Consider the following 20,233-nt stretch of genomic DNA (forward strand, 5'->3'; position numbering starts at 1 on the left):
GAGCGGGAAGCTCGAGTATCGGGCGTTGGTGGCGCAGTGGAAAGCCCAGCAGGCCGCCAAGCGCCCAAAAACAGCGAAGCTCGTGGCCCACGTCGAGTTGCGGGCTCGGCCGCCTGGTCAACGAGCCGCGCACCCTGCTCGACGCGCTTCTGGGATTGGACTATGCGCCCCGCTATCTGCTCGGCGCGCTGGACAAGGCATTCGAGGTGGACCGGTGAACACGCGCGCCCTGCACCCGCTCGACGAGACCCTGATGCATCAGGTGCCGTGGCCGTTCGGGTTCGCCGGCACCTCCGACCCGCGGTTCTACGACCGGTACTGGTTTGCCGGCGTCGATCCCGCCGGGGACGCCGGGTTCATCTCCGGCATGGCCCTGTACAAGAACATCGGGGTCTGCGACGGGTACGGAGCGGTCCAGCGCGGCGGTCGTCAGTTCAACTCGCGATGGTCGCGGCCGCTGACCACCGCGACCGCGCAGTCCGCCGTCGGTGACCTCGCGGTGGAGATCCTCGAGCCGTATCGCACGGTGCGGGTCGCGTGGTCCGGTGACAGCACCCCACTGGCCGCCGACCTGGTGTTCACCTCCGGATTCGACCCGTACACCGAAGAGCATTACCTCGACGCGAGTACCGGTCGGGTCACCCAGGAGATCACCCGCTACAACCAGATCGGCCGCTGGGACGGATGGCTGTCGATCGACGGTGCCCGCATCAGCGTCGACGACTGGTGGGCGGTGCGCGATCATTCGTGGGGCGTGCGTCCGGGGGTCGGCGGTATCGACCGTTCGGTGGCCGATCCGGCGGCCCGTAGCTCGGCGCCGATGATGCACACGGTGCTGTACGCGGCGACCGCCGACTTCTGTGTCTGTGTGTCCAGACGAGAGAACCAGCGCGGCACGGTGACCTACCTCGACGGCGAGGTCATCGGCGTCGACGGCCGGCACTCGACTGTCGTGATCGCCGATGTGACAACGGAGTTCGTGCCGGGGACGAGAACCTATCGGTCGGTGCGGATCGAGGTGGAGACCGATGCCGGTGCCCGCCACGAGATCGTGGCCACTCCGCTGCTGGAGCCGTGGGCCTATGCCGGCACCGGGTACGACGGAGGTTACCGGGACGGCCGCGGCCTCGGGGTGCCGCGCGGCGACCTCGTCGAACACGAGTCTACGAGCTGGTTCCACCCGAAGCCGTACTGCTCGACGGTGATCCAACCCCGAGCGGCCACCGCGAACAGTTCGCGAAGATCGTCGTCGACGGTGTCACCACCACCGGATACTGCACGGTCATGGCGCGCGGCTCGCTGCCGCATCGCGGGATCAGCTGATGGGAGAAGTGAAGATGCAGCCGGACGAAGCAGCCGCCCGCGAGGAGATCCGGGATCTCGCCGCCCGCTACAACCTCTACGGCGACACCGGCCGCACCGAACAGGAAGCCCGACTGTTCACCGCCGACGGCACCCTCGAGTTCGTCGACCTCGACGCCGCACCACGCAGGTACACCGGGCACGAGGACATCCAGGGATTCTTCGAGGGCGTGAAGTCGGCCTGGCTGGCGGAGATCCGCGACACCGGTGTCAGTGCCCGCGTATTCCACCACCTGACAACCCATGTCATCGACATGACGGGGCCGCGCACCGCACGCGGTACCGCCTATGTGGCGCTGATCAGGCACTTCGGGCTGGCGGAATGGGGCCGGTACACCGACGAATACACGCTCACCGACAGCGGCTGGCGCTTCTCGTACCGACGGGTCACCCGCGAGGGCGAGGTCGGCCCGAACGGAGATGTGCGCGGTGAGGTCCATGGCTGAGGCGGAACGGTCGGACGGTCCGCGGTACGGGGTGTCGTTGCTCCGGGTCCACCCCGCGTTGTGGCGAGATGTCGCGATCGAAGCCGAGCGCGCCGGGTACGAATCGATCTGGATGTCGGACCATCTCATGCTGCCCGAGGAGGTGGATCGCGAGAAGTACCCCGACGGCGAGCTCCCGATCTCCTCGCATTCGCCGATCTTCGACGTCATGGTTCACCTCGCTGCACTGGCGGCGGTCACCACCACGCTGAGGTTGGGCACCTACGTGTACCAACCCGCGCTGCGTCATCCGTTCGTGGCGGCACGCGCGGTGGCGACGCTGGACGTGGTGTCCGGAGGTCGCGTCGAACTGGGCGTCGGCGCCGGGTGGTCGGAGGCCGAATGGGACCTCGTCGGAGTCGATTTCGCGCGGCGAGGCGAACTGCTGGACGAAACCCTGGATGTGCTCGACGGCCTCTGGACCCAGAAGAGTTTCGCCTACCAGGGTGCGCACCACGAATTCCCGAGCGTCGGCTTCGAGCCCAAGCCGGTCCAGCAGCCGCGACCGCCGCTGCACATCGGCGGCGAGTCGGCCCCGGCGTTGCGGCGGGCCGTGGCCCGGGGTGACGGGTGGATCGGTATGCACCACACTCCGGCGTCCGTGGCCGCCCCGCTCGCCAGACTGCGTGCCGCAGAGCGGGATTCCGGCCGGTCGCGGCCGCTGCAGACCACCGTCGCCGCGCATCAGGGCGAGGTCGACGCCGAGGGCTGGTCCGCGAGCGGGATCGACCGTGTCATCGTCGCGCCGTGGAGCCGGTCCGGTGAGGCGATCGACGGTCTCCGGCGGTTTGCGCGGGAGCACATCCGGCCGCGTAGCGAATAGCGGCAGGCCGGACGCCGATGGCGCGTCGACCGCTCAGTGACTGATGAGATCGTGGCTGCGAAGGTGGCCGGTCTCGTTGACGGACTGCACGGCCCATGCCCCGTCGTGGTGGCGAACCCGGGTCACCGAGGCGTGAGCGGCGAAGAAGAAGATGTCCCGTTCGACCCCCAGCAGGGAGGCGAGGAACGTGCTGATCGCACCGCCGTGGCTCACCGCCGCGACGGTCTGCCCGGAATGCTCCTCGGCGATCGCGGTGAGCGCTCTGCGGAGCCGGTCGCGCACGGACGCCCCGTCTTCGGCTTGCTCGCCGTGCATCTCGATCTCCCGCAGGTCGTTCCGGATCTGCGTCGTCAGAGGTGCTGCGGCCAGGGCGGCGACGGCGTCCGCGGTCGACACCGCGCGGGTCAACCGACTCGAGTAGACGGCCGTCAGCGGCTCGTCCGCGAGGAGTTCGCCGGTCAGCCGCGCCTGCCTGGACCCGATCGCGGAGAGCCCCGGCCCGGCCGCACCGCCGGCTTCCAGATCATCGGGATCGAAGGACTGCTGCGCATGGCGGACCAGGATCACCTCGGTCCACGGCCGGTCGATCAGCATCTCCCGCCGAAGCCGGGACCGCTCCTGGTGCAGGATGTTCGTATCGTATTCAGGCCGGTCGCCTGCTGTCATGTGTCCTTCTCCCGAATTGTCGATGGATCGACCAGCGGCGATGTCGTGGCAGCCGGCGGCGAGTCGACGAACTAATCTATGGATGGAATATCCAGTATCAGACTATCGTGGCGACGGGCAGACGCGGCGGTGTGTCGGTGCCGCGGTCAGTGCGTAGGTTGGACATCATGCGATTCGGACTCTTCATTCCCCAGGGCTGGCGGCTTGATCTCGTGGGTATCGACCCGGCGAACCAGTGGGAGGTCATGTCGTCGGTGGCGAACCGCGCCGAGTCCGCCGGCTGGGACTCGGTCTGGGTCTACGACCACTTCCACACCGTCCCGCTGCCGACCGACGAGGCCACGCACGAGGCCTGGACGCTGGTGTCGGCGCTGGCCGCGACCACCGGTCGCGTCGACATCGGACAGATGTGCACCGCGATGAGCTACCGCAACCCCATGTACCTGGCGAAGGTCGCCGCCACCGCCGACCTCATCTCCGGAGGGCGCGTGCAGATGGGCATCGGCGGCGGTTGGTACGAACACGAGTGGCGCGCCTACGGATACGGATTTCCCTCGGCAGGAGAGCGACTCGCCCGGCTCGACGAGGGCGTGCAGATCATGAAGCAGGCGTGGGAGACCGGCCGCGCGACCCTCGACGGCAAGCACTACACCGTCAACGACGCCATCTGCCGGCCGCAGCCGACTGCCGGGAAGCTGCCGCTGTGGATCGCCGGCGGTGGAGAGAAGAAGACGCTCCGGATCGCGGCGCAGTATGCCGACTACACCAACTTCGACGGCACCCCCGAAGGGTTCGCCCACAAATCGTCGGTGCTCCGACAGCATTGCGCCGACCTCGGACGCGACTTCGATTCGATCGTCCGGTCGTCGAACTACAACGTCATGCTCGGTGCGACCGACGCCGACGTGGAGCGCAAGCTCGCCGACCTCGAGACGCGGCTCGCGAAGATCGTCGGACCCGACGCGGCGTCGGGCAGCATGGGGGCGTTCCGCGGGATGCCCGCGGTCGGGACGCCGGACAAGGTCGCGGAGAACCTGCGTGGGCTCGAGGAAGCCGGGATGTCCTACGGGATCTTCTACTTCCCGAACATCGCCCACGACCGTGAGGATCTCGAACTCTTCGAGCAGCAGGTGGTGCCCGCGCTGCGCTGAGTGGATCTGAGGCAGCGGGATTGCTGGTTGAGCCGGTGGCGAGCGGAGCGACCCACCGCGTCGAAACCTCGCGCCATGCTGGTTGAGCGGGTCGGTGGGTGTGATGGCGGGCGGGTTTCGACGCGACGCCTCGCTGTGCTCGGTGTCGGCTCAACCGGCATGGGGTGTGGCGGCGGGCGGGTTTCGACGCGACGCCTCGCTGTGCTCGGTGTCGGCTCAACCGGCATGGGGTGTGGCGGCGGGCGGGTTTCGACGCGACGCCTCGCTTCGCTCGGTGTCGGCTCAACCGGCGTGGGGTTGGGCGCGGGTTTCGACGCGACGCCTCGCTTCGCTCGGTGTCGGCTCAACCGGCGTGGGCTCGGTGTCGGCTGAACCGGCATGGGGGCGGAGCTCAGAGGTTTCGCAACCGTTCCGCGGCTTCGGCGATAACGTCGTCGCGTTTGGCGAAGGCGAAGCGTACGAGGTGGTGCCAGGGTTCACGGTCGTCGGCGAAGACGCTGACCGGGACCGCGGCGACGCCGATCCGTTCCGGCAACGACCGGCAGAACTCGATGCCGTCGTCGATGCCGAGGGGGCGGGGATCGGCGCAGACGAAATAGGTTGCCTCGCTGCGATGTACGTCGAAGCCGGCGTCGAGTAGCGCGTCGGTGATCATATCCCGCTTCTCCTGCAGCGCGGCGGCCGATCCACGGACCCAACCGATCTCGTTGTCGAGTGCGTGCGCGACGGCCGGTTGGAACGGTCCGGAACCGACGTAGGACATGTACTGCTTGGCCGTCTTGGCCGCGGCGACCAGTTCAGGTGGTCCACTGATCCAGCCGACCTTCCAGCCCGTGCAGTTGAAAGTCTTACCGGCGCTGGAGATCCGGAGCGTACGCTCGCGCATCTCGGGCAGGGTCGCCAGCGGGGTGTGGGTGCGTCCGTCGAAGAGCAGGTGTTCGTACACCTCGTCGGTCACCGCGATGACGTCGAATTCGATGCACAGGCGGGCGATTTCGGCGAGGTCGTCCTCGGAGAGCACGGTGCCCGTCGGATTGTGCGGCGTGTTCAGCATGAACACGGCACTCTTCGGGCCGAAGGCGTCCGCGAGACGTTCGCGGTCGAGGCGGAAACCGTCGCCGTCGGGGACGAGCGGTACGACGCGTCGGACACCACCGGCCATCGCGACGGTCGCGGCGTAGGCGTCGTAGTACGGCTCGATCATGATGACCTCGTCGCCCGGCTCGATGATCCCGACGATGGCACCCGCGACCGCTTCCGTCGCGCCGACCGTGATCAGAACCTCGCGGTCGGGGTCGTAGTCGAGGTCGTAGTGCTCGCGCTGGTGGCGCGCGACCGCATGCCGCAGTTCCAGGACCCCGATCCCGGGCGGGTACTGGTTGTGGCCGTCGGTGATGGCGCGCCGGGCGGCTTCGAGCATCGCTTCCGGACCGTCGGTGTCGGGGAAACCCTGCCCCAGGTTGATGGCGTCGTGCTCGACGGCCAGCGCCGACATCTCGGCGAAGATCGTGGTCATGAACGGCCGCAGACGGGTCGCGGTCCTGCTCTCGAATGACATGCGTCCAGGGTGGCACATCGCCGGGCCGTGCAGCGTCCGGACCGCGTTTGACCTGCCTGATTCCCGGGCTTTGCAACGTCATTGCAGCGTACGATCCTCGCATGACAGCGCCGGCGAAGGTTCGAACGTCTGGTCGCGTGCGACCCGCGGGCATCATCGCGATCGTGGCGTGCGCCGCGCTGGTGGTGCTGGGCGGATGTTCGTCGGTCGAGCGTGTGACGAACAACGTCTCCAAGCCGTCGGATGTGGCGATCGGTCAATGTGTGCAGGTCAGGACGGCCGGCGGCGACGATGCAACGGTCGAGGCGACGAAGTCGGATTGCGACGCCGACGCGATGACCTTCATCGCGTCGCAGATCGTGTCCGGCGAGTGCGGCGAGTTCGAGAACTACCTGACCTTCCCCGAGACCTCCGACCGTCTGTGTCTGATGCCGAACTTCGCTCAGAGTGAGTGCTACTCGATCCCGCAGTCCGCGGGTGGGTCGCTGGTCGACTTCAAGGAGGTCGACTGCGACGCCGACGCCGGCCCCGACTCCGTGATCTATCGCGTCGAGACCACCGGCGACGGCTCGCTCGAATGCGCCGAAGGCCAGGTCAAGGCCACCTACGAGAAGCCGGAACCGCGCGTCTACTGCCTGGCGTCGCTGTCCGGCGCCTGACCCTCATCGCCCCTCGACCGGGCCACCGCCGCATCGTTCCGGGGTGGTCCGGTTGAGCGACGCCGGGACACGTTGTGGTCGCCGCACACGATCTGGAGGTGACAGACTTGGACACCCTGCCGAAAAGGATGAGGAGGGGCGATGCCGCGGAACCCCGGGGAGCACTTCGCCGGATACACGATCATCCGACTCATCGGTCGGGGCGGAATGGGCGAGATCTATCTGGCCCGACACCCGCACCTGCCGCGCAACGAGGCGCTGAAGGTCCTGCCTGCCGAACTCAGCCGTGACCCGATGTACCGGCAGCGGTTCGTCAAGGAGGCCGAACACGCCTCGAGTGTCGTGCATCCGTCGATCGTCACCATCTTCAACTCCGGTGAGTACGACGGTCATCTGTGGATCGCGATGGAGTTCATCGACGGCATCGACGCCCTCAAACTGTTGCGGAAGACTCCGCAGGGACTCGATCCGCAGACCGTCATCGCCATCGTCCGGTCCGTCGGCGCCGCCCTCGACCGTGCCCACGCCACCGGCCTGCTGCACCGCGACGTCAAACCCGCCAACATCCTGCTCCAGGGCCTCGACAGTCCAGAACCGCGAGTGTTGCTCGCGGACTTCGGGATTGCCAAGTCGGAACAGGACGTCAGCCATCTGACGTCGACCAACGTCTTCCTCGGCACCGTGGCCTACGCGGCGCCGGAGCAACTGCTCGGCGACACCGTCGACGGCCGCGCCGACCAGTACGCGCTCGCCGCCACCGTCTTCGAACTCCTCACCGGCCGGCCACCGTTCCAGGGCTCCGGCACGGCGTCGATCATCGCCCACCATCTGCAGTCGATGCCGCCACGACTGTCGAGCCTGCGTCCCGGGATCTCGCCCGCGGCCGACGCGGTGTTCAGTCGCGCACTGGCCAAGGAACCCGAACGCCGCTATCGCTCGTGCCGTGAGTTCGGCGTCGAACTCGAACGAGCACTCACCACACCGGACCCGCCGAAGCTGTCCAAGGGGCCGCCGCTGCCAGCCCCCGGTTCGACGCCCGGACCGGGAATCGGTGCTCCGTATCAGCGGCCGGGGAGCCATGGGCCGCAGCAACCGCCTCGGGCCGCGCAGCCGCCCTACGGGGGTCAACCGTCGTATGCCGGGGCTTCGCCCGGCACCGGGTCGCCGGGGTATTCGCCCGGACAACCGCCACCGGGTTCGTATCCCGGCGGCTACCAGGGGTATCCGTCGCAACCCGGATACCCGACGCCGCCGCCCGGGAAGAAGGGGTCGGGGGTACTGATCGCGCTCGGTGCGCTCGCGCTCGTGCTGGTCCTCGCCATCGTCGGTGGCATCGTCTACGTGGCGACCAAGGTGTCGAGCCCACCCGAGGCGTCGGGGACATCGACGACGAACGCAGCCGGCCCCACGGAGTCCGCCGGGACCACCCCGGGCCAGAGTCCCGCGGCCCGCACCACCGACACCACGCCACTGTCGGTCACCGGACCCGACGACGTGCAACTCGGCGAATGCGTCAGCATCGCCATGCAGGCGGGGTCGTCGACGACGGTGCTGGCGTCGAAGGTCGACTGCGACTCGTCGGGCATGAACTTCTACACCGCGTCGATCATCCCCGCATCCACGTCCTGTGCCAGCGAACAGAATTCGACGCTGACCTTCCCGAACAGCACCCGGAAGCTGTGCCTCACACCGAATTTCTACCAGGGGCTCTGCTATCTGATCCCGAAGGAGGGCGGGTCGCTGTCGGACTATCGCGAGGTTCCGTGCACGAGTGCGCCCGCGTTGCGGACGGTACTCGCGCGCGTCAGCACACGGGCCACCTCGTCGGTCACCTGCGCCACGGGCGAAGCCCGCTGGACGTTCTTCCAGCCGGAGTCGATCGGATATTGCCTCGTCGAGATCTGACGGGGGACAGGGGCGTGGTCGACCCCGGCGGGTCTCGCCGCCGGGGTCGGGGCCTGACTCAGTCCGCGGAGGTGGTGTCCCCGATGGTCGGGCCGAGGAGGTCGTCGGCGTCGGTGATGCGGTACGCGTAACCCTGCTCGGCGAGGAACCGCTGCCGGTGTGCGGCGTAATCGGCGTCGAGGGTGTCGCGGGACACCACCGAGTAGAAGTGGGCTTGTCCGCCATCGTGTTTCGGTCGCAGCAGGCGACCGAGGCGCTGGGCCTCTTCCTGGCGTGACCCGAAGGTGCCCGACACCTGGACGGCTACCGACGCCTCCGGGAGGTCGATGGAGAAGTTCGCCACCTTGGACACGACGAGCGTCTGCAACTCGCCGGAACGGAAGCGGTCGAACAGGATCTCGCGCTCCTTGTTCTTCGTCGACCCCTGGATGACCGGGCAGTCGAGTTCGCGGCCGAGCTCCTCCAGCTGGTCGATATAGGCGCCGATCACCAGCGTCGGCGCCCCCTGGTGCTTGTTCAGGATCGCCTTCACCACATTGACCTTGGTGTGCGCGGTGGAGCAGAGCTTGTACTTCTCCTCTGGCTCGGCGACCGCGTACTGCAGGCGCTCCTCGTCGGTGAGCGTCACGCGGACCTCGATGCACTCGGCGGGTGCGATCCAGCCCTGGGCCTCGATGTCCTTCCACGGGGCGTCGTAACGCTTGGGGCCGATGAGGGAGAAGACGTCACCTTCGCGGCCGTCCTCGCGGACCAGGGTCGCGGTGAGGCCGAGGCGTCGGCGCGACTGCAGGTCGGCGGTCATGCGGAAGACCGGGGCGGGCAGCAGGTGCACCTCGTCGTAGATGATCAGGCCCCAGTCGCGGGAGTCGAAGAGGTCGAGATTCCTGTACTCGCCCTTCGACTTTCGCGTCATCACCTGATAGGTCGCAATGGTGACCGGACGGATCTCCTTGCGCTCGCCGGAGTACTCGCCGATCTCCTCCTCGGTCAGCGTGGTGCGGGCGATCAGCTCGCGCTTCCACTGCCGGCCGGCGACGGTGTTGGTCACCAGGATCAGTGTGGTGGCGCCGGCCTTGGCCATCGCGGCCGCGCCGACCATCGTCTTGCCCGCACCACACGGCAGCACGACCACACCGGAGCCGCCGGCCCAGAACGAGTCGGCCGCCATCTCCTGATAGTCGCGCAGGTGCCAGTCGTCCTGGGCGAGGGCGATGGGATGCGCCTCGCCGTCGACATAACCCGCGAGGTCCTCGGCCGGCCACCCGACCTTCAGCAGCACCTGCTTGAGGCGGCCGCGCTCGGACGGATGGACGATGACGGTGTCGTCGTCGATCTGCGCACCCAGCATCGGGGCGACCTTCTTGTTGCGCATGACCTCGAGCAGCACCGCACGGTCGAGGCTGACGAGGGTCAGTCCGTGCGCCGGGTGCTTCACCAGCTGCAGGCGGCCGAAGCGGCCCATCGTGTCGACGACGTCCATCAGCAGCGGCTGCGGCACGGCATAGCGCGAGTAGGTGACCAGCGCGTCGACGACCTGTTCGGCGTCGTGACCCGCGGCGCGCGCATTCCACAGGGCGAGAGGCGTGACCCGGTAGGTGTGCACGTGCTCGGGGGCACGTTCGAGCTCGGCGAAGGGTGCGATCGCCGCACGGGCCGCCGGCGCGTCGGGGTGGTCGACCTCGAGCAGCAGCGTTTTGTCGGATTGCACGATCAGGGGTCCATCGGTCACCCGCTCCATTGTCCAGATGGGAGCACCGATTGTCAGCGACGGGCCTCTTTGTGGGTCAGAACACGGGGATGCCGAGCCGTCGGCGCACCCGCAGGTCGACGATGTTCAGCCGGAAAATACCCCGCAGAAGCGGTGCCACGACCGGGTCGACGACGCGCATCGCGGCGAGAATCGACTGGTAGCGGCGGGCGTCGTCCTCGGTCCAGGTCCAGCCCATCATCGCGCGGAACTCCGGGGGGAGGCCTGCGTTGATGGCGTAGGTGAGGAAACCGCCGAGGGTCTTGTGGGCGACGGTGCCCACGACGCCGGCGCGGAACTCGAGGAACGAGAGGTCGGCGAGATTGCGTAGTTCCTGGCGCACCGGCTCGTCGATCCGCAGTTCGGCCAGCTGGCTGTTCCAGTAGACGAGGAGCTCGTCGTAGGTGGCCGGCCACTTGTCGCGGGGGACGTTGAGCGCGGTGCCGAGCGGATGCGCCTCGGTGAGGACCATCTGCTTCTCGGCCTCGGTGAGCGGTCCGTAGATCAGTTCGTACTGGTCGATGAAGTACTTGAGCAGGCACACCGCGACCCACAGCTGCAGACGCGAATCGTTGGCGCTGTAGCGGACGGGGCTGGTCTCGGTGGAGTAGACCTGGTCGTGGACACGGCCGACGAACTCGTGGATGTAGGCCTTGTCCTCGTCGCTGCCCATCAGCGCGACGGCCAGGAAGGTGCCGGTAGTGCGGGCCCGTTTGATCGGGCGCTTGATGGCGTTGCCCCGCGGGACGCGGCTCTCGTGGACGCCGTACCCGACCTTCGGGTTGGACAGCTGCATGATCACGTTCGCGACGGAGAGCGTCGGACCGATGACGGTGACGAGGTCGGCGGGGCGTGTCACCGGACGCCGGCGTCGTGACGGCGGTTTGATCCTCGATACCAGGTCGTGCTGGTAGGTGTCCGGGACGTCGGCGGTAGCGTCGGCGAGAGGGCGCACAGCGGTCATGACGGGCCAACTTTCCTCGGCTGAGTACCCGTGAGCCTACCAAGATTCTGAGACGGATGTCACAGGTCGTTCCATTGGGCGGCCGGACGGCTGAGAAATTCGTCCCCCTGAAGGGTGTCCAAGGGGGCGCTTTCAAGGGGTCTATGCAACAGATGACTCGTCGGATTGTAGTAACCGGTCGAGTTCTTCGGTGGGTGTCTTCCAGTTGTGGCGTTTACGTGGCCGACCGTTGAGTTCGGCTGCGACGTTGGCCAGGATTCCGGGCCCATGCACTGAGAGGTCCGTGCCTTTCGGAAAGTATTGGCGCAGTAGCCCGTTGGTGTTCTCGTTGGTGCCTCGTTGCCAGGGACTGTGTGGATCGCAGAAGTAGATCGGCAAACCGGTCGCTTCGGTGATCTTGGTGTGCAGCGCCATCTCGGATCCTTGGTCCCAGGTCAGCGAACGCTGCATGACCTCGGGAATCTTGGGAATCGCGGCAGTCATCGCCTCTGCCACAGTGGCAGCGGAGTGGTCGTCAGGCAGGTGTAGCAGCATCACGAAGCCGGTGGTGCGCTCGACCAAAGTGCCGATCGCCGATCTGTTTCCCGCACCCATGATCAGGTCGCCTTCCCAGTGCCCAGGGACCGCACGATCGTTCGCCTCGGCTGGCCGTTCGCTGATGTTGACCATGTTCCTGACCGGTCCAGGCCGTGTCGTGCGTCCCTGGGGTATCCGGCGGACGCGGCCGCTGCGCAACGCACGTTTGATCTCCTCACGCAGGCTGCCACGCCCTTGGACGTAGAGCGCTTGGTAGATCGTTTCGTGTGACACCCACATCTCCGGTTCGCTGGGGAAATCGATCCGCAAGCAGTTGCTGATCTGTTCAGGACTATGCCGTTTCCGTAACCGCGAGGCCACCTCGTTCCACAACGCCGTACCCGGCTGCAGTTTCATCACCTTGGGTCGTCGTGCCTTGTTCTCGACCGCAGCTTGGGCGATCACCGCGCGGTACCGTTGGCCCGGATTCGTTCTGCCTCGGTCCAATTCGCGAGTAATGGTCGACCGCGGCCGCCCCAACAACGCCGCGATTCGAGCCGGCCGATAGTGGGCGAGCATCAGTTCTTCGATCCGGCAGCGATCAGTGAAAGTCAACCGGCCACGACCCACCGAGGCCGAGGCCTCGAGATCACGGCGCTCGGTAGCGGGGCGCACCCCTCCACCCTTGCTGAACCAGTCCCGACCCGCCGCTTTCGACACGCCGACCGCCCGCGCAGCAGCAGCCACCGGCATGCCAGACCCGAGTTCGGCCCAGAACTGCTCTTTGACCTCGTCCGATCGCCACTTGGATGACCGCTTCGGCAGCTTCCTACCCGACCGGTGGATCCACCGATACGCGGCGTTGTAGCCGATCCCCGCCTCATGAGCGGCCGAAGCCACCGACTCTCCCCGATCAAACGCCGCGAAGAACCTTTTCTCCACCGACTCCCGGCCCACAATCCGACCACCACGCCTGCCCACACGGGTCTCCCAACATCCTCACAGGACGTTGCACGCACCACTTGAACCCGCGGGGCAATATGCCCTCGGGTGGTGCTCAGGGGGACGAGAATTTCGCCGGACCGGCGCAGACTAGGCGTCGAGCAGCTCGACGCTGGTGAGGCGGTGCAGGGAGAACCGCTGCTCGGTGTCGCTGCCGTCTTCGACGGCCACCAGTTGGCCGGCGCCGAGGACCTTCGGGGTCACGACGTGGCGGCTGGCCGACCCCTGGGCGTCGACATATCCGACGCGGAGACGCCGGTGGGCGCGCAGTGCGAGCTGGATCAGCGCGGTGGCCGACTCGCCGCCGCCGGTCGCCCGCACGGGTGTCGAGGTCGAGGTGGTGCGTACCGGGGTGGCCGCCGCGGCGCGGTCGGTCGAGCGGATCCGTCCGACCACCGAACGCAGCTGCTCCGCCGACGGCGCGCTGCGGCGCGGCTGGCTCTGGCGACGTGCCCGCGACACGGTGACGCGACTGCCGCGTTCGCGGAGGTCGACGAAGGCGCCCGACGAATCCTCGCCTGCCGGAGCGAATCCCGCGGCGCGCAGCTGATCGATCACCTCACGCACCTCCGACGGCGAGATCGCCACGGTCGGGGCGAGCGCCCGCAGCGCAAGGGGTTCGGCGGCCGGACTGCGCAGCACCGCGGCCAGGACCGTCGAGTCCTCGCAGCGGATGAAGGCCGACGCGACGCCGACCCGCAACTGTCCGTGCTTACGGGCGACGTCCTCGATCAGATACGAAAGAGATTGTGGCACCGGAGTTCTCGAATGGGTGGTGAACATCGACAGCAGCTCGTTGCTGCTGCGTCCGGCGTCGAGCGCGCGGCGCACGCTCTCCGGGGTGATCCGGTACACCGACGCCGCGCCACCGGATTCGAGGTCGGCGACGAGTTCGACCTGCTCGGCGAGTTCCGGTGTCATCGGGCCCGGCACGGTGAGCGTGAGGTCGGCCTGGGTGAGGAAGTGGTCCACCGGCTCGGGCAGTACGGCCCGCATCGCCGCCAGGACCGCGGCGTCGGCGTCGGCGGGATCGGCGTCGGCCGGCGGTTCGACGGTGTAGGCCCGGCCGACGGTGGTCAGCGCATCGTGCGCGACGAGGCCGATTTCGCGTGCCTCACGCAGGGTTTCGGCGACGAGGCGTCGGCTGAAGCGTCGGATCTGGCGCGGCCGATGCCAGTGCAGGTTCGCCAGCACGGCGTCGGGCGACACCGCGACCGCCGGATCGGCGTGGGCGAGCGTCGACAGGATGAGCTGCCGCTGGATGGGGGCGTAGGCGTCGTGGAGTTCGGCGGACAGGGTGGCCATCGCGTTGCCGTCGCGGTCGGGGTCGCCGACCTGCCAGGCGCGGCGGGGCATGTGCAGCCAGGCGTCGGCCAGGGACAGCCACTGGCGTTCGCGCGGCTGGTGCATCCAGGTGTCCGCGGTGGAGGTCGCGGCGAAGGCCTGCTCGCCGGAGTCGTTGGGCGGCGGAGGTTCCGGGAACCCGGCGTCGATGATCCGGAGGTAACCGGCGAGTTCGATCAGGAAGGCGACGCGCCCGGTCTCGATGCCGGTGAGCTTGGCGAGGCGTCGGAGTTCGCGGACGCCCAGCGCTCCGGACCGCAGGACCGCGGCGGGGGTGGCGCCGAGGACGTTGATCAGCGAGGTGAGGTGGCGGATGAGTTCGAGTGCCTCGCCGCCCGCCGCGGCGTCGACCGCCTTGGCCGGGAAGCGGGGCTTGAAACCCGGTTCGTGCAACGGAGGGGGAGTGAGATCATCGGTGCGCCAGGCTGGTTCGTCGCGGATCACCGCTCCGACCATGGGTGGGAGTTCGACGGTCTGATTGTCGACGCGGGCCAGTAGTCCCGACGAGATCAGCTGTGCGACCGGCGTGGACGGGTCGGCGTCGGGGGCCGCGTCGCGGCTGCGACCCAGGGCCGGACCGCGAGCGAGGGTCTCCAGGAGCTCTCTCGGTCGCTCGTCGAGGTCGGCGATCATCGCGGCGATCTCCTCGCCGGTCCGCCCTGCCATCGGGCCGGTGAGATGCGATGACCGCCACGGCATCGCCGACTCCACGTGCTCGCCGGCGCAGAGAGAGGTCTTGTCGCCCCAGAGGATCGCGCGGCGTCGGAGAAGGTCGATGCGGGCGCGGATGGCATCGGCGTCGGCGCGCCCGGACAGCGCCTTGACGATCTTGGCGACCGATGGGCGCTTGGTCTTCGCGGTACTACGGCTGCCCAGCGCGATCGCCTGCTCCAGGACCGCCACCGCCAGGACGTCGAGATCCTCCCCGGCCAGCGCCAACGACGCCGCCGAGAGAGCACGCTGCGCCAGGACCCGGGTGCCCTGCGGAGTTGGGGAGGCGAGGTCGGGGCGTTCGATCAGCAGTTCGGTGAGCTCGTCGTCGGAACGCGCGGCCAACTCATCGGCCAGGCCGGCGTGCTGGTCATCCGAACTCATTCGATCGAGCTTACCGGGTGGGGCTTCCGGCACTGTTCTGGCTGTGGGCGGTGGTAACGCCTCGCTACGTTCGGTGGCGGGCGGGGTTTCGACGCGACGCCTCGCTACGCTCGGTGGCGGCTCAACCGGCATGACGCGACGCCTCGCTACGCTCGGTGGCGGGCGGGGTTTCGACGCGACGCCTCGCTACGCTCGGTGTCGGCTCAACCGGCATGACGCGACGCCTCGGGCGTACTCAGACGTCGCCGCGGCGGAGCATCCGACCCCGCGGGGTCTCGAAGTCGACCCGCTGTCCGCGAACCCAGGTCCCCGTGACCACCCCGGCCAACGCGCGGCCGTCGTACGGGCTCACCGGATTCTTGTGGTGGAGCCGGTTGACGTCGACGATATGGGCGGATTCTGGCTCGAAGATCGCGAAGTCGGCATCGCAGCCGAGGGCGATGCGGCCCTTGGTCGGCAGGCCGGCGAGATCCGCGGGCTTCGACGCCATCCACTCGATGACCTGCGGAAGGTCGATGCCGCGCTTCTTGGCCTCCGACCAGATGAGCGACAGCCCGAGCTGCAGCGAGGCGACGCCGCCCCACGCGACGCCGAAGTCGCCGTTCTCGGGGTCCTTGAGGTCGATGGTCGACGGCGAGTGGTCGGAGACGATGCAGTCGATCGTGCCGTCGAGCAGTCCCTCCCAGAGCAACTCGCGGTTGCCGGCCTCGCGGATGGGCGGACAGCACTTGAAGGCCGTCGCGCCGTTGGGCACCTCCTCGGCCAGCAGGGTGAGGTAGTGCGGGCAGGTCTCGACCGTGATCTTCACACCGTCGTTCTTCGCGCTGGCCAGCATCGGCAGGGCGTCCGACGACGACAGGTGCAGCACGTGTGCACGCACGCCCGTCCATCGCGCACGCTCGATGACCTCGGCGATCGCCAGGTTCTCGGCGCCGCGCGGGCGCGACGCGAGGAAGCGGGCGTAGTCGTCGCCTTCCGGTGACGGGGCGTTGTCGATGGCGCGCGAGTCCTCGGCGTGGACGATCATCAGCGAGTCGAACTCGGCGAGCTTCGCCATGTCGGCTTGCATCTCGTCGGCCGTCAGGTGCGGGAACTCGTCGACCCCCGAGTGCAGCAGGAAGCACTTGAAGCCGAACACGCCCGCGTCGTGCAGTCCGCGTAGATCGTCTTCGTTGCCGGGAATGGCGCCGCCCCAGAAACCGACGTCGATGTGCGTCTTGCCCTGGGCGGCCGCGCGCTTCTCGACCAGCGCGTCGACGTTCACGGTGGGCGGGATCGAGTTGAGCGGCATGTCGATGAGCGTGGTGACGCCGCCGGCGGCCGCCGCACGGGTGGCCGAGTCGAAGCCCTCCCATTCGGTGCGGCCGGGCTCGTTGACGTGCACATGGGTGTCCACCAGTCCGGGGATCATCACCTGGTCGTCGGCCAGCTCGATGACCTCGCGGCCGGCCAGTCCGCTCCCGAGCGGTTCGATGGCGACGACGCGCCCGCCGCGGATGCCGATCTCCCGCGCCACGATACCGGCCGTCGTCAGCGTCTGGCGGCCCCGCACGACCAAGTCGAACGGCGCATCGGTCACGTCGGAGGCGGAATCGGAGAGAGGGGTCGGGGCACCGATTTCTGCGGTCATGAGGCGGGACTCCTTGGGTGGTCGCCGTGTCCGGGGGTCGGTCCAGAGACTAACCCAGCAGATTCCTCATCGTGGAATCTTGCGACGCTATTTCGGAAACGCGACTCGCGAGTAGTGCTGGGAGGTGCTATTGACAACGCCCCTGACGATGCGGATAACCTTCACGCACGCGGAACACCAATTCCACATCACGGAAACTTCGCGAGTGTACGAGCGCGGTCATCGACCGTCCGACCGAAAGTGCAGAGATGAGCACTGAACCGCCCACGATCCAGCGCGACGAGGCGACGTCGACGACGTCCCGGACCGGCATCCCCGTCGCCGAGGACGCGCACGGTGTGACCGGAACCGTCCCGGCCGGGCTGAGTCCCAAGCTGTACAACGACGACCTGGCGCCCACCAGCCGCGTCGGCCGACGCTGGAGCAGCTACAACATCTTCACGTTGTGGGCCAACGACGTTCACAGCCTCGGCAACTACGCGTTCGCGATCGGCCTCTTCGCGCTCGGACTGGGCGGCTGGCAGATCCTGACGGCGCTGGTGCTCGGCGGCGTCTTCCTCTTCCTGCTTCTGAACCTCTCCGGTTTCATGGGCGAGAAGACCGGTGTGCCGTTCCCGGTCATGAGCCGAATCTCGTTCGGCATCCGCGGCGCGCAGATCCCGGCCCTCATCCGCGGTGGAGTCGCCATCGCGTGGTTCGGCATCCAGACCTACCTCGCGTCCGTCGTCCTCCGGATCATGCTGGTCGCGCTGTTCCCGGGTGCGGCCGATCTGGACACCAACCGGTTCCTCGGGCTCTCGACCCTCGGCTGGAACTCCTTCGTGTCGTTGTGGGTCATCCAGGTGATCATCGTCAGCTACGGCATGGAGATGATCCGTCGCTACGAGGCCTTCGCCGGTCCGGTCATCCTGATCACGATGGTCGCGCTGGCCATCTGGATGCTGAGCAACGCCGACTGGACCATCGCGTGGTCGACACCCGACTCGCTCACCGGTGTAGACATGTGGCTCAAGATCATCGGCGGCGCCAGCCTGTGGGTCGCCATCTACGGCACCTTCGTCCTGAACTTCTGCGACTTCACCCGCAACGCCGAATCGCGAAAGGCGATCGTGCGCGGCAACTTCTGGGGCATCCCGCTCAACATGCTGCTGTTCGGCGGCATCGTGGTCGTCCTGGCCGGCGCCCAGTTCCGGATCGACGGCCGCGTCATCGAGTCGCCGTCGGACATCGTCCAGACCGTGCCCAACACCTTCCTGCTGGTGCTGGCCTGCCTGGCGCTGTTGATCCTGACCGTGGCGGTCAACCTGATGGCCAACTTCGTCGCCCCGATCTACGCGCTGTCCAACCTGTTTCCGCGCCACCTCGACTTCCGGCGTGCAGCATTCGTCGCCGCGGTCATCGGCCTGGTCATCCTGCCGTGGAATCTCTACAACTCGCCCGCGGTGATCAACTACTTCCTCGGTGGACTCGGTGCGCTCCTCGGGCCGCTGTTCGGCATCGTCATGGCCGACTACTGGCTCGTCCGACGCTCGCGGATCGACGTCCCCGCGTTGTTCAGCGAAGCCCCGGATGCCGCTTACCATTACCGCAACGGCGTGAACATGCGGGCCATCGTCGCCCTGGTCCCGACGGCCGCCATCGCCCTGGTGATGGCCTTCGTCTCGGCTTTCGAGGTGGTCTCGGAGTTCTCCTGGTTCATAGGTGCCGGTCTCGGCGCGGTCGTCTACCTGCTGGTGGCCGACCGCCGGGGACCGTTCGCCGAGGTGTCGGGTGAGCCGATCTCCGTCCCCAGCACCCACTGACAACCCCGGAGGAAGATCCGATGCGCATCCTCGTCGCCAACGTCAACACGACCGAGTCGATGACCGAGGCCATCGCCTCCTCGGCACGCTCGGTCGCCTCGCCCGGCACCGAGATCGTCGGCATCACACCACGGTTCGGTGCCGACTCGTGCGAGGGCAACTTCGAGTCCTACCTCGCCGCGATCGCGGTGATGGACGCGATCCTCGCCTACCCCGAGCCGTATGACGCCGTCATCCAGGCCGGGTACGGCGAACACGGACGCGAGGGACTGCAGGAACTCCTCGAGGTCCCGGTCGTCGACATCACCGAGGCCGCGGCGTCGACGGCGATGTATCTGGGACACCGGTTCTCGGTCGTGACGACGCTGGACCGCACGGTCCCGCTGATCGAGGACCGGCTCAAGCTCGCCGGACTCGACCAGCGCTGCGCATCGGTCCGGGCCTCGGGTCTCGGTGTGCTGGAACTCGAGTCGGATCCGGAACGGGCGGTCAAGGCGATCGTCGAACAGTCCCGGCAGGCGGTTGCCGACGACCACGCCGAGGTGATCTGCCTCGGCTGCGGCGGGATGGCCGAACTCGAGGAACAGGTCCGCGCCGCGACCGGCGTGCCGATCGTCGACGGTGTGCGCTCGGCCATCATGATCGCCGAAGGTCTTGTCCGGATGGGACTCTCGACGTCGAAGGTCCGGACCTACGCCCAGCCGCGGGAGAAGAAGATCACCGGCTGGCCGTTCACGATCTGATCGACGGGTATCCGTTCCGTCCGAGGGGCGTCCGGAGATGAGGCCCGCACAACGGCTAGTTCTGTGCGGTTGTCCGAGACCACCGCGGGTCCCGACCGGTCAAGCCGGCGAGCCGGTCGGCGAGGGGTGCATCGTCGGGCACCTCGACCACCGGTCCGAACATGCCGTCGCGCTCGTCCTGCGGTTGCGGTGGGAAGTGGAAGTCGAAGACGACCTGAAGGATCTCATCGGGCACATCGAACGAGATGCCCGCGGCGCGCGCGATATCCCAGCCGTGTAGCACCAATTCCGATAGTGCCACCATCCCCATGATCTCGGCGGGCAACTCGACACCGCCGGCCTGGGTCATCCCCTCCCAGGCGGCATCGTCGTCCCACGAATCCGCGAGGTCGTGCACGTGACGTCGCATATCGTCCCGCCACTCCGACGGCAGTTGGGTCTGCTGGTTCTGCGTCGGGTCTGGCGGCGTCGACGTCAGCGGGCCGAACTCTTTGCGTGCCGCAGCCGAGAACGCCTGCGACAGGCCGTCAACATGGGTCAGCAGGGCGGCGAGGTTCAGGTCGCGACACGGGGTCGGACGGGCCAGTTCCGTATCGGCGATCGTGGCAGTCATGGCGACCACGTGATCGGCAGCTGCCGATATCGATCGCGCCTTGGGGTTGTCGGTGGACATGCGCTCCCTCTCGTCGTCTCCGGGTACTCACCGGGACTGACCGACCAACAGCGGACTTCTCATCGGCCGGCGACGTCGTGCGGCCTCGGCGTAGCCGGCCTTCGGGCA

General features: G+C 67.8%; 17 protein-coding genes. 8 read left to right on the forward strand and 9 right to left on the reverse strand.

Annotated elements, in window-relative coordinates; all coding sequences use genetic code 11:
- Nucleotides 1-218, forward strand: a 218-nt coding sequence (locus BPODLACK_RS23620) for a hypothetical protein (RefSeq protein WP_236577709.1), incomplete at its 5' end; no start/stop codon positions are given.
- Between the two features lie 211 nt (nucleotides 219-429).
- On the opposite strand, the gene BPODLACK_RS17540 is transcribed toward BPODLACK_RS23620, so the two are convergent.
- On the reverse strand, nucleotides 430-582 hold the full coding sequence (locus tag BPODLACK_RS17540; protein ID WP_157228345.1) for a hypothetical protein: 153 nt from the start codon (nucleotides 580-582) through the stop codon (nucleotides 430-432).
- A gap of 740 nt (nucleotides 583-1,322) precedes the next feature.
- On the opposite strand from BPODLACK_RS17540, the gene BPODLACK_RS17545 reads away from it, so the two are divergent.
- Nucleotides 1,323-1,808, forward strand: a complete 486-nt coding sequence (locus BPODLACK_RS17545) for a nuclear transport factor 2 family protein (RefSeq protein WP_159405831.1) — start codon at nucleotides 1,323-1,325, stop codon at nucleotides 1,806-1,808.
- Entirely contained in the window at nucleotides 1,801-2,670 is an 870-nt protein-coding gene (locus BPODLACK_RS17550) for a TIGR03619 family F420-dependent LLM class oxidoreductase (protein WP_159405832.1), read from the forward strand. Before BPODLACK_RS17545 ends, BPODLACK_RS17550 begins: the two co-directional genes overlap by 8 nt.
- Nucleotides 2,671-2,703: 33 nt before the next feature.
- Here BPODLACK_RS17550 and BPODLACK_RS17555 read toward each other — a convergent pair whose 3' ends face one another.
- Nucleotides 2,704-3,336: a histidine phosphatase family protein gene (locus BPODLACK_RS17555; protein WP_159405833.1), complete on the reverse strand. Its 633-nt coding sequence runs from the start codon at nucleotides 3,334-3,336 to the stop codon at nucleotides 2,704-2,706.
- Between the two features lie 167 nt (nucleotides 3,337-3,503).
- Between BPODLACK_RS17555 and BPODLACK_RS17560 the strand changes: the two genes are divergently transcribed.
- Nucleotides 3,504-4,487: an LLM class F420-dependent oxidoreductase gene (locus tag BPODLACK_RS17560; RefSeq protein WP_159405834.1), complete on the forward strand. Its 984-nt coding sequence runs from the start codon at nucleotides 3,504-3,506 to the stop codon at nucleotides 4,485-4,487.
- Between the two features lie 391 nt (nucleotides 4,488-4,878).
- Here the strand turns inward: BPODLACK_RS17560 and BPODLACK_RS17565 are convergent, their stop codons facing one another.
- The gene (locus BPODLACK_RS17565; protein ID WP_006438192.1) at nucleotides 4,879-6,045 is read right to left on the reverse strand and encodes a pyridoxal phosphate-dependent aminotransferase; all 1,167 of its coding nucleotides are present in this window, start codon (nucleotides 6,043-6,045) and stop codon (nucleotides 4,879-4,881) included.
- Between the two features lie 101 nt (nucleotides 6,046-6,146).
- On the opposite strand from BPODLACK_RS17565, the gene BPODLACK_RS17570 reads away from it, so the two are divergent.
- Together BPODLACK_RS17570 and BPODLACK_RS17575 are read left to right on the forward strand one after the other, a co-directional pair.
- A complete protein-coding gene (locus tag BPODLACK_RS17570) occupies nucleotides 6,147-6,704 on the forward strand; it encodes a hypothetical protein (protein WP_040004991.1) in 558 nt (185 codons plus the stop codon).
- Nucleotides 6,705-6,845: 141 nt separating this feature from the next.
- Entirely contained in the window at nucleotides 6,846-8,609 is a 1,764-nt protein-coding gene (locus BPODLACK_RS17575; RefSeq protein ID WP_159405835.1) for a serine/threonine-protein kinase, read from the forward strand.
- Between the two features lie 58 nt (nucleotides 8,610-8,667).
- On the opposite strand, the gene BPODLACK_RS17580 is transcribed toward BPODLACK_RS17575, so the two are convergent.
- The 5 genes from BPODLACK_RS17580 to allB all read right to left on the reverse strand — a co-directional run bounded on the left by BPODLACK_RS17580 (nucleotide 8,668) and on the right by allB (nucleotide 16,907).
- Complete coding sequence (locus tag BPODLACK_RS17580) at nucleotides 8,668-10,338, reverse strand: DNA repair helicase XPB (RefSeq protein ID WP_328511999.1); 1,671 nt, start codon at nucleotides 10,336-10,338, stop codon at nucleotides 8,668-8,670.
- 55 nt (nucleotides 10,339-10,393) lie between these two features.
- Complete coding sequence (locus tag BPODLACK_RS17585; protein WP_159405837.1) at nucleotides 10,394-11,320, reverse strand: oxygenase MpaB family protein; 927 nt, start codon at nucleotides 11,318-11,320, stop codon at nucleotides 10,394-10,396.
- Nucleotides 11,321-11,461: 141 nt separating this feature from the next.
- Nucleotides 11,462-12,589, reverse strand: a complete 1,128-nt coding sequence (locus tag BPODLACK_RS17590) for an IS30 family transposase (protein ID WP_159405873.1) — start codon at nucleotides 12,587-12,589, stop codon at nucleotides 11,462-11,464.
- A 339-nt stretch (nucleotides 12,590-12,928) separates the two neighbouring features.
- Nucleotides 12,929-15,277 carry a helicase-associated domain-containing protein gene (locus BPODLACK_RS17595; RefSeq protein ID WP_159405838.1) on the reverse strand — a complete coding sequence of 783 codons (2,349 nt, stop codon included), beginning with the start codon at nucleotides 15,275-15,277 and terminating at the stop codon, nucleotides 12,929-12,931.
- A gap of 235 nt (nucleotides 15,278-15,512) precedes the next feature.
- On the reverse strand, nucleotides 15,513-16,907 hold the full coding sequence (allB, locus tag BPODLACK_RS17600) for an allantoinase AllB (protein WP_159405839.1): 1,395 nt from the start codon (nucleotides 16,905-16,907) through the stop codon (nucleotides 15,513-15,515).
- Nucleotides 16,908-17,155: 248 nt separating this feature from the next.
- Between allB and BPODLACK_RS17605 the strand changes: the two genes are divergently transcribed.
- A complete protein-coding gene (locus tag BPODLACK_RS17605; RefSeq protein WP_159405840.1) occupies nucleotides 17,156-18,709 on the forward strand; it encodes an NCS1 family nucleobase:cation symporter-1 in 1,554 nt (517 codons plus the stop codon).
- Between the two features lie 20 nt (nucleotides 18,710-18,729).
- A complete protein-coding gene (locus tag BPODLACK_RS17610) occupies nucleotides 18,730-19,452 on the forward strand; it encodes an aspartate/glutamate racemase family protein (protein ID WP_159405841.1) in 723 nt (240 codons plus the stop codon).
- A 55-nt stretch (nucleotides 19,453-19,507) separates the two neighbouring features.
- Here the strand turns inward: BPODLACK_RS17610 and BPODLACK_RS17615 are convergent, their stop codons facing one another.
- Complete coding sequence (locus BPODLACK_RS17615; protein WP_159405842.1) at nucleotides 19,508-20,125, reverse strand: TIGR03086 family metal-binding protein; 618 nt, start codon at nucleotides 20,123-20,125, stop codon at nucleotides 19,508-19,510.
- Nucleotides 20,126-20,233 lie beyond the last annotated feature (108 nt).

The organism is Gordonia sp. YY1 (genome assembly GCF_009872315.1).
Lineage (GTDB): Bacteria > Actinomycetota > Actinomycetes > Mycobacteriales > Mycobacteriaceae > Gordonia > Gordonia amicalis.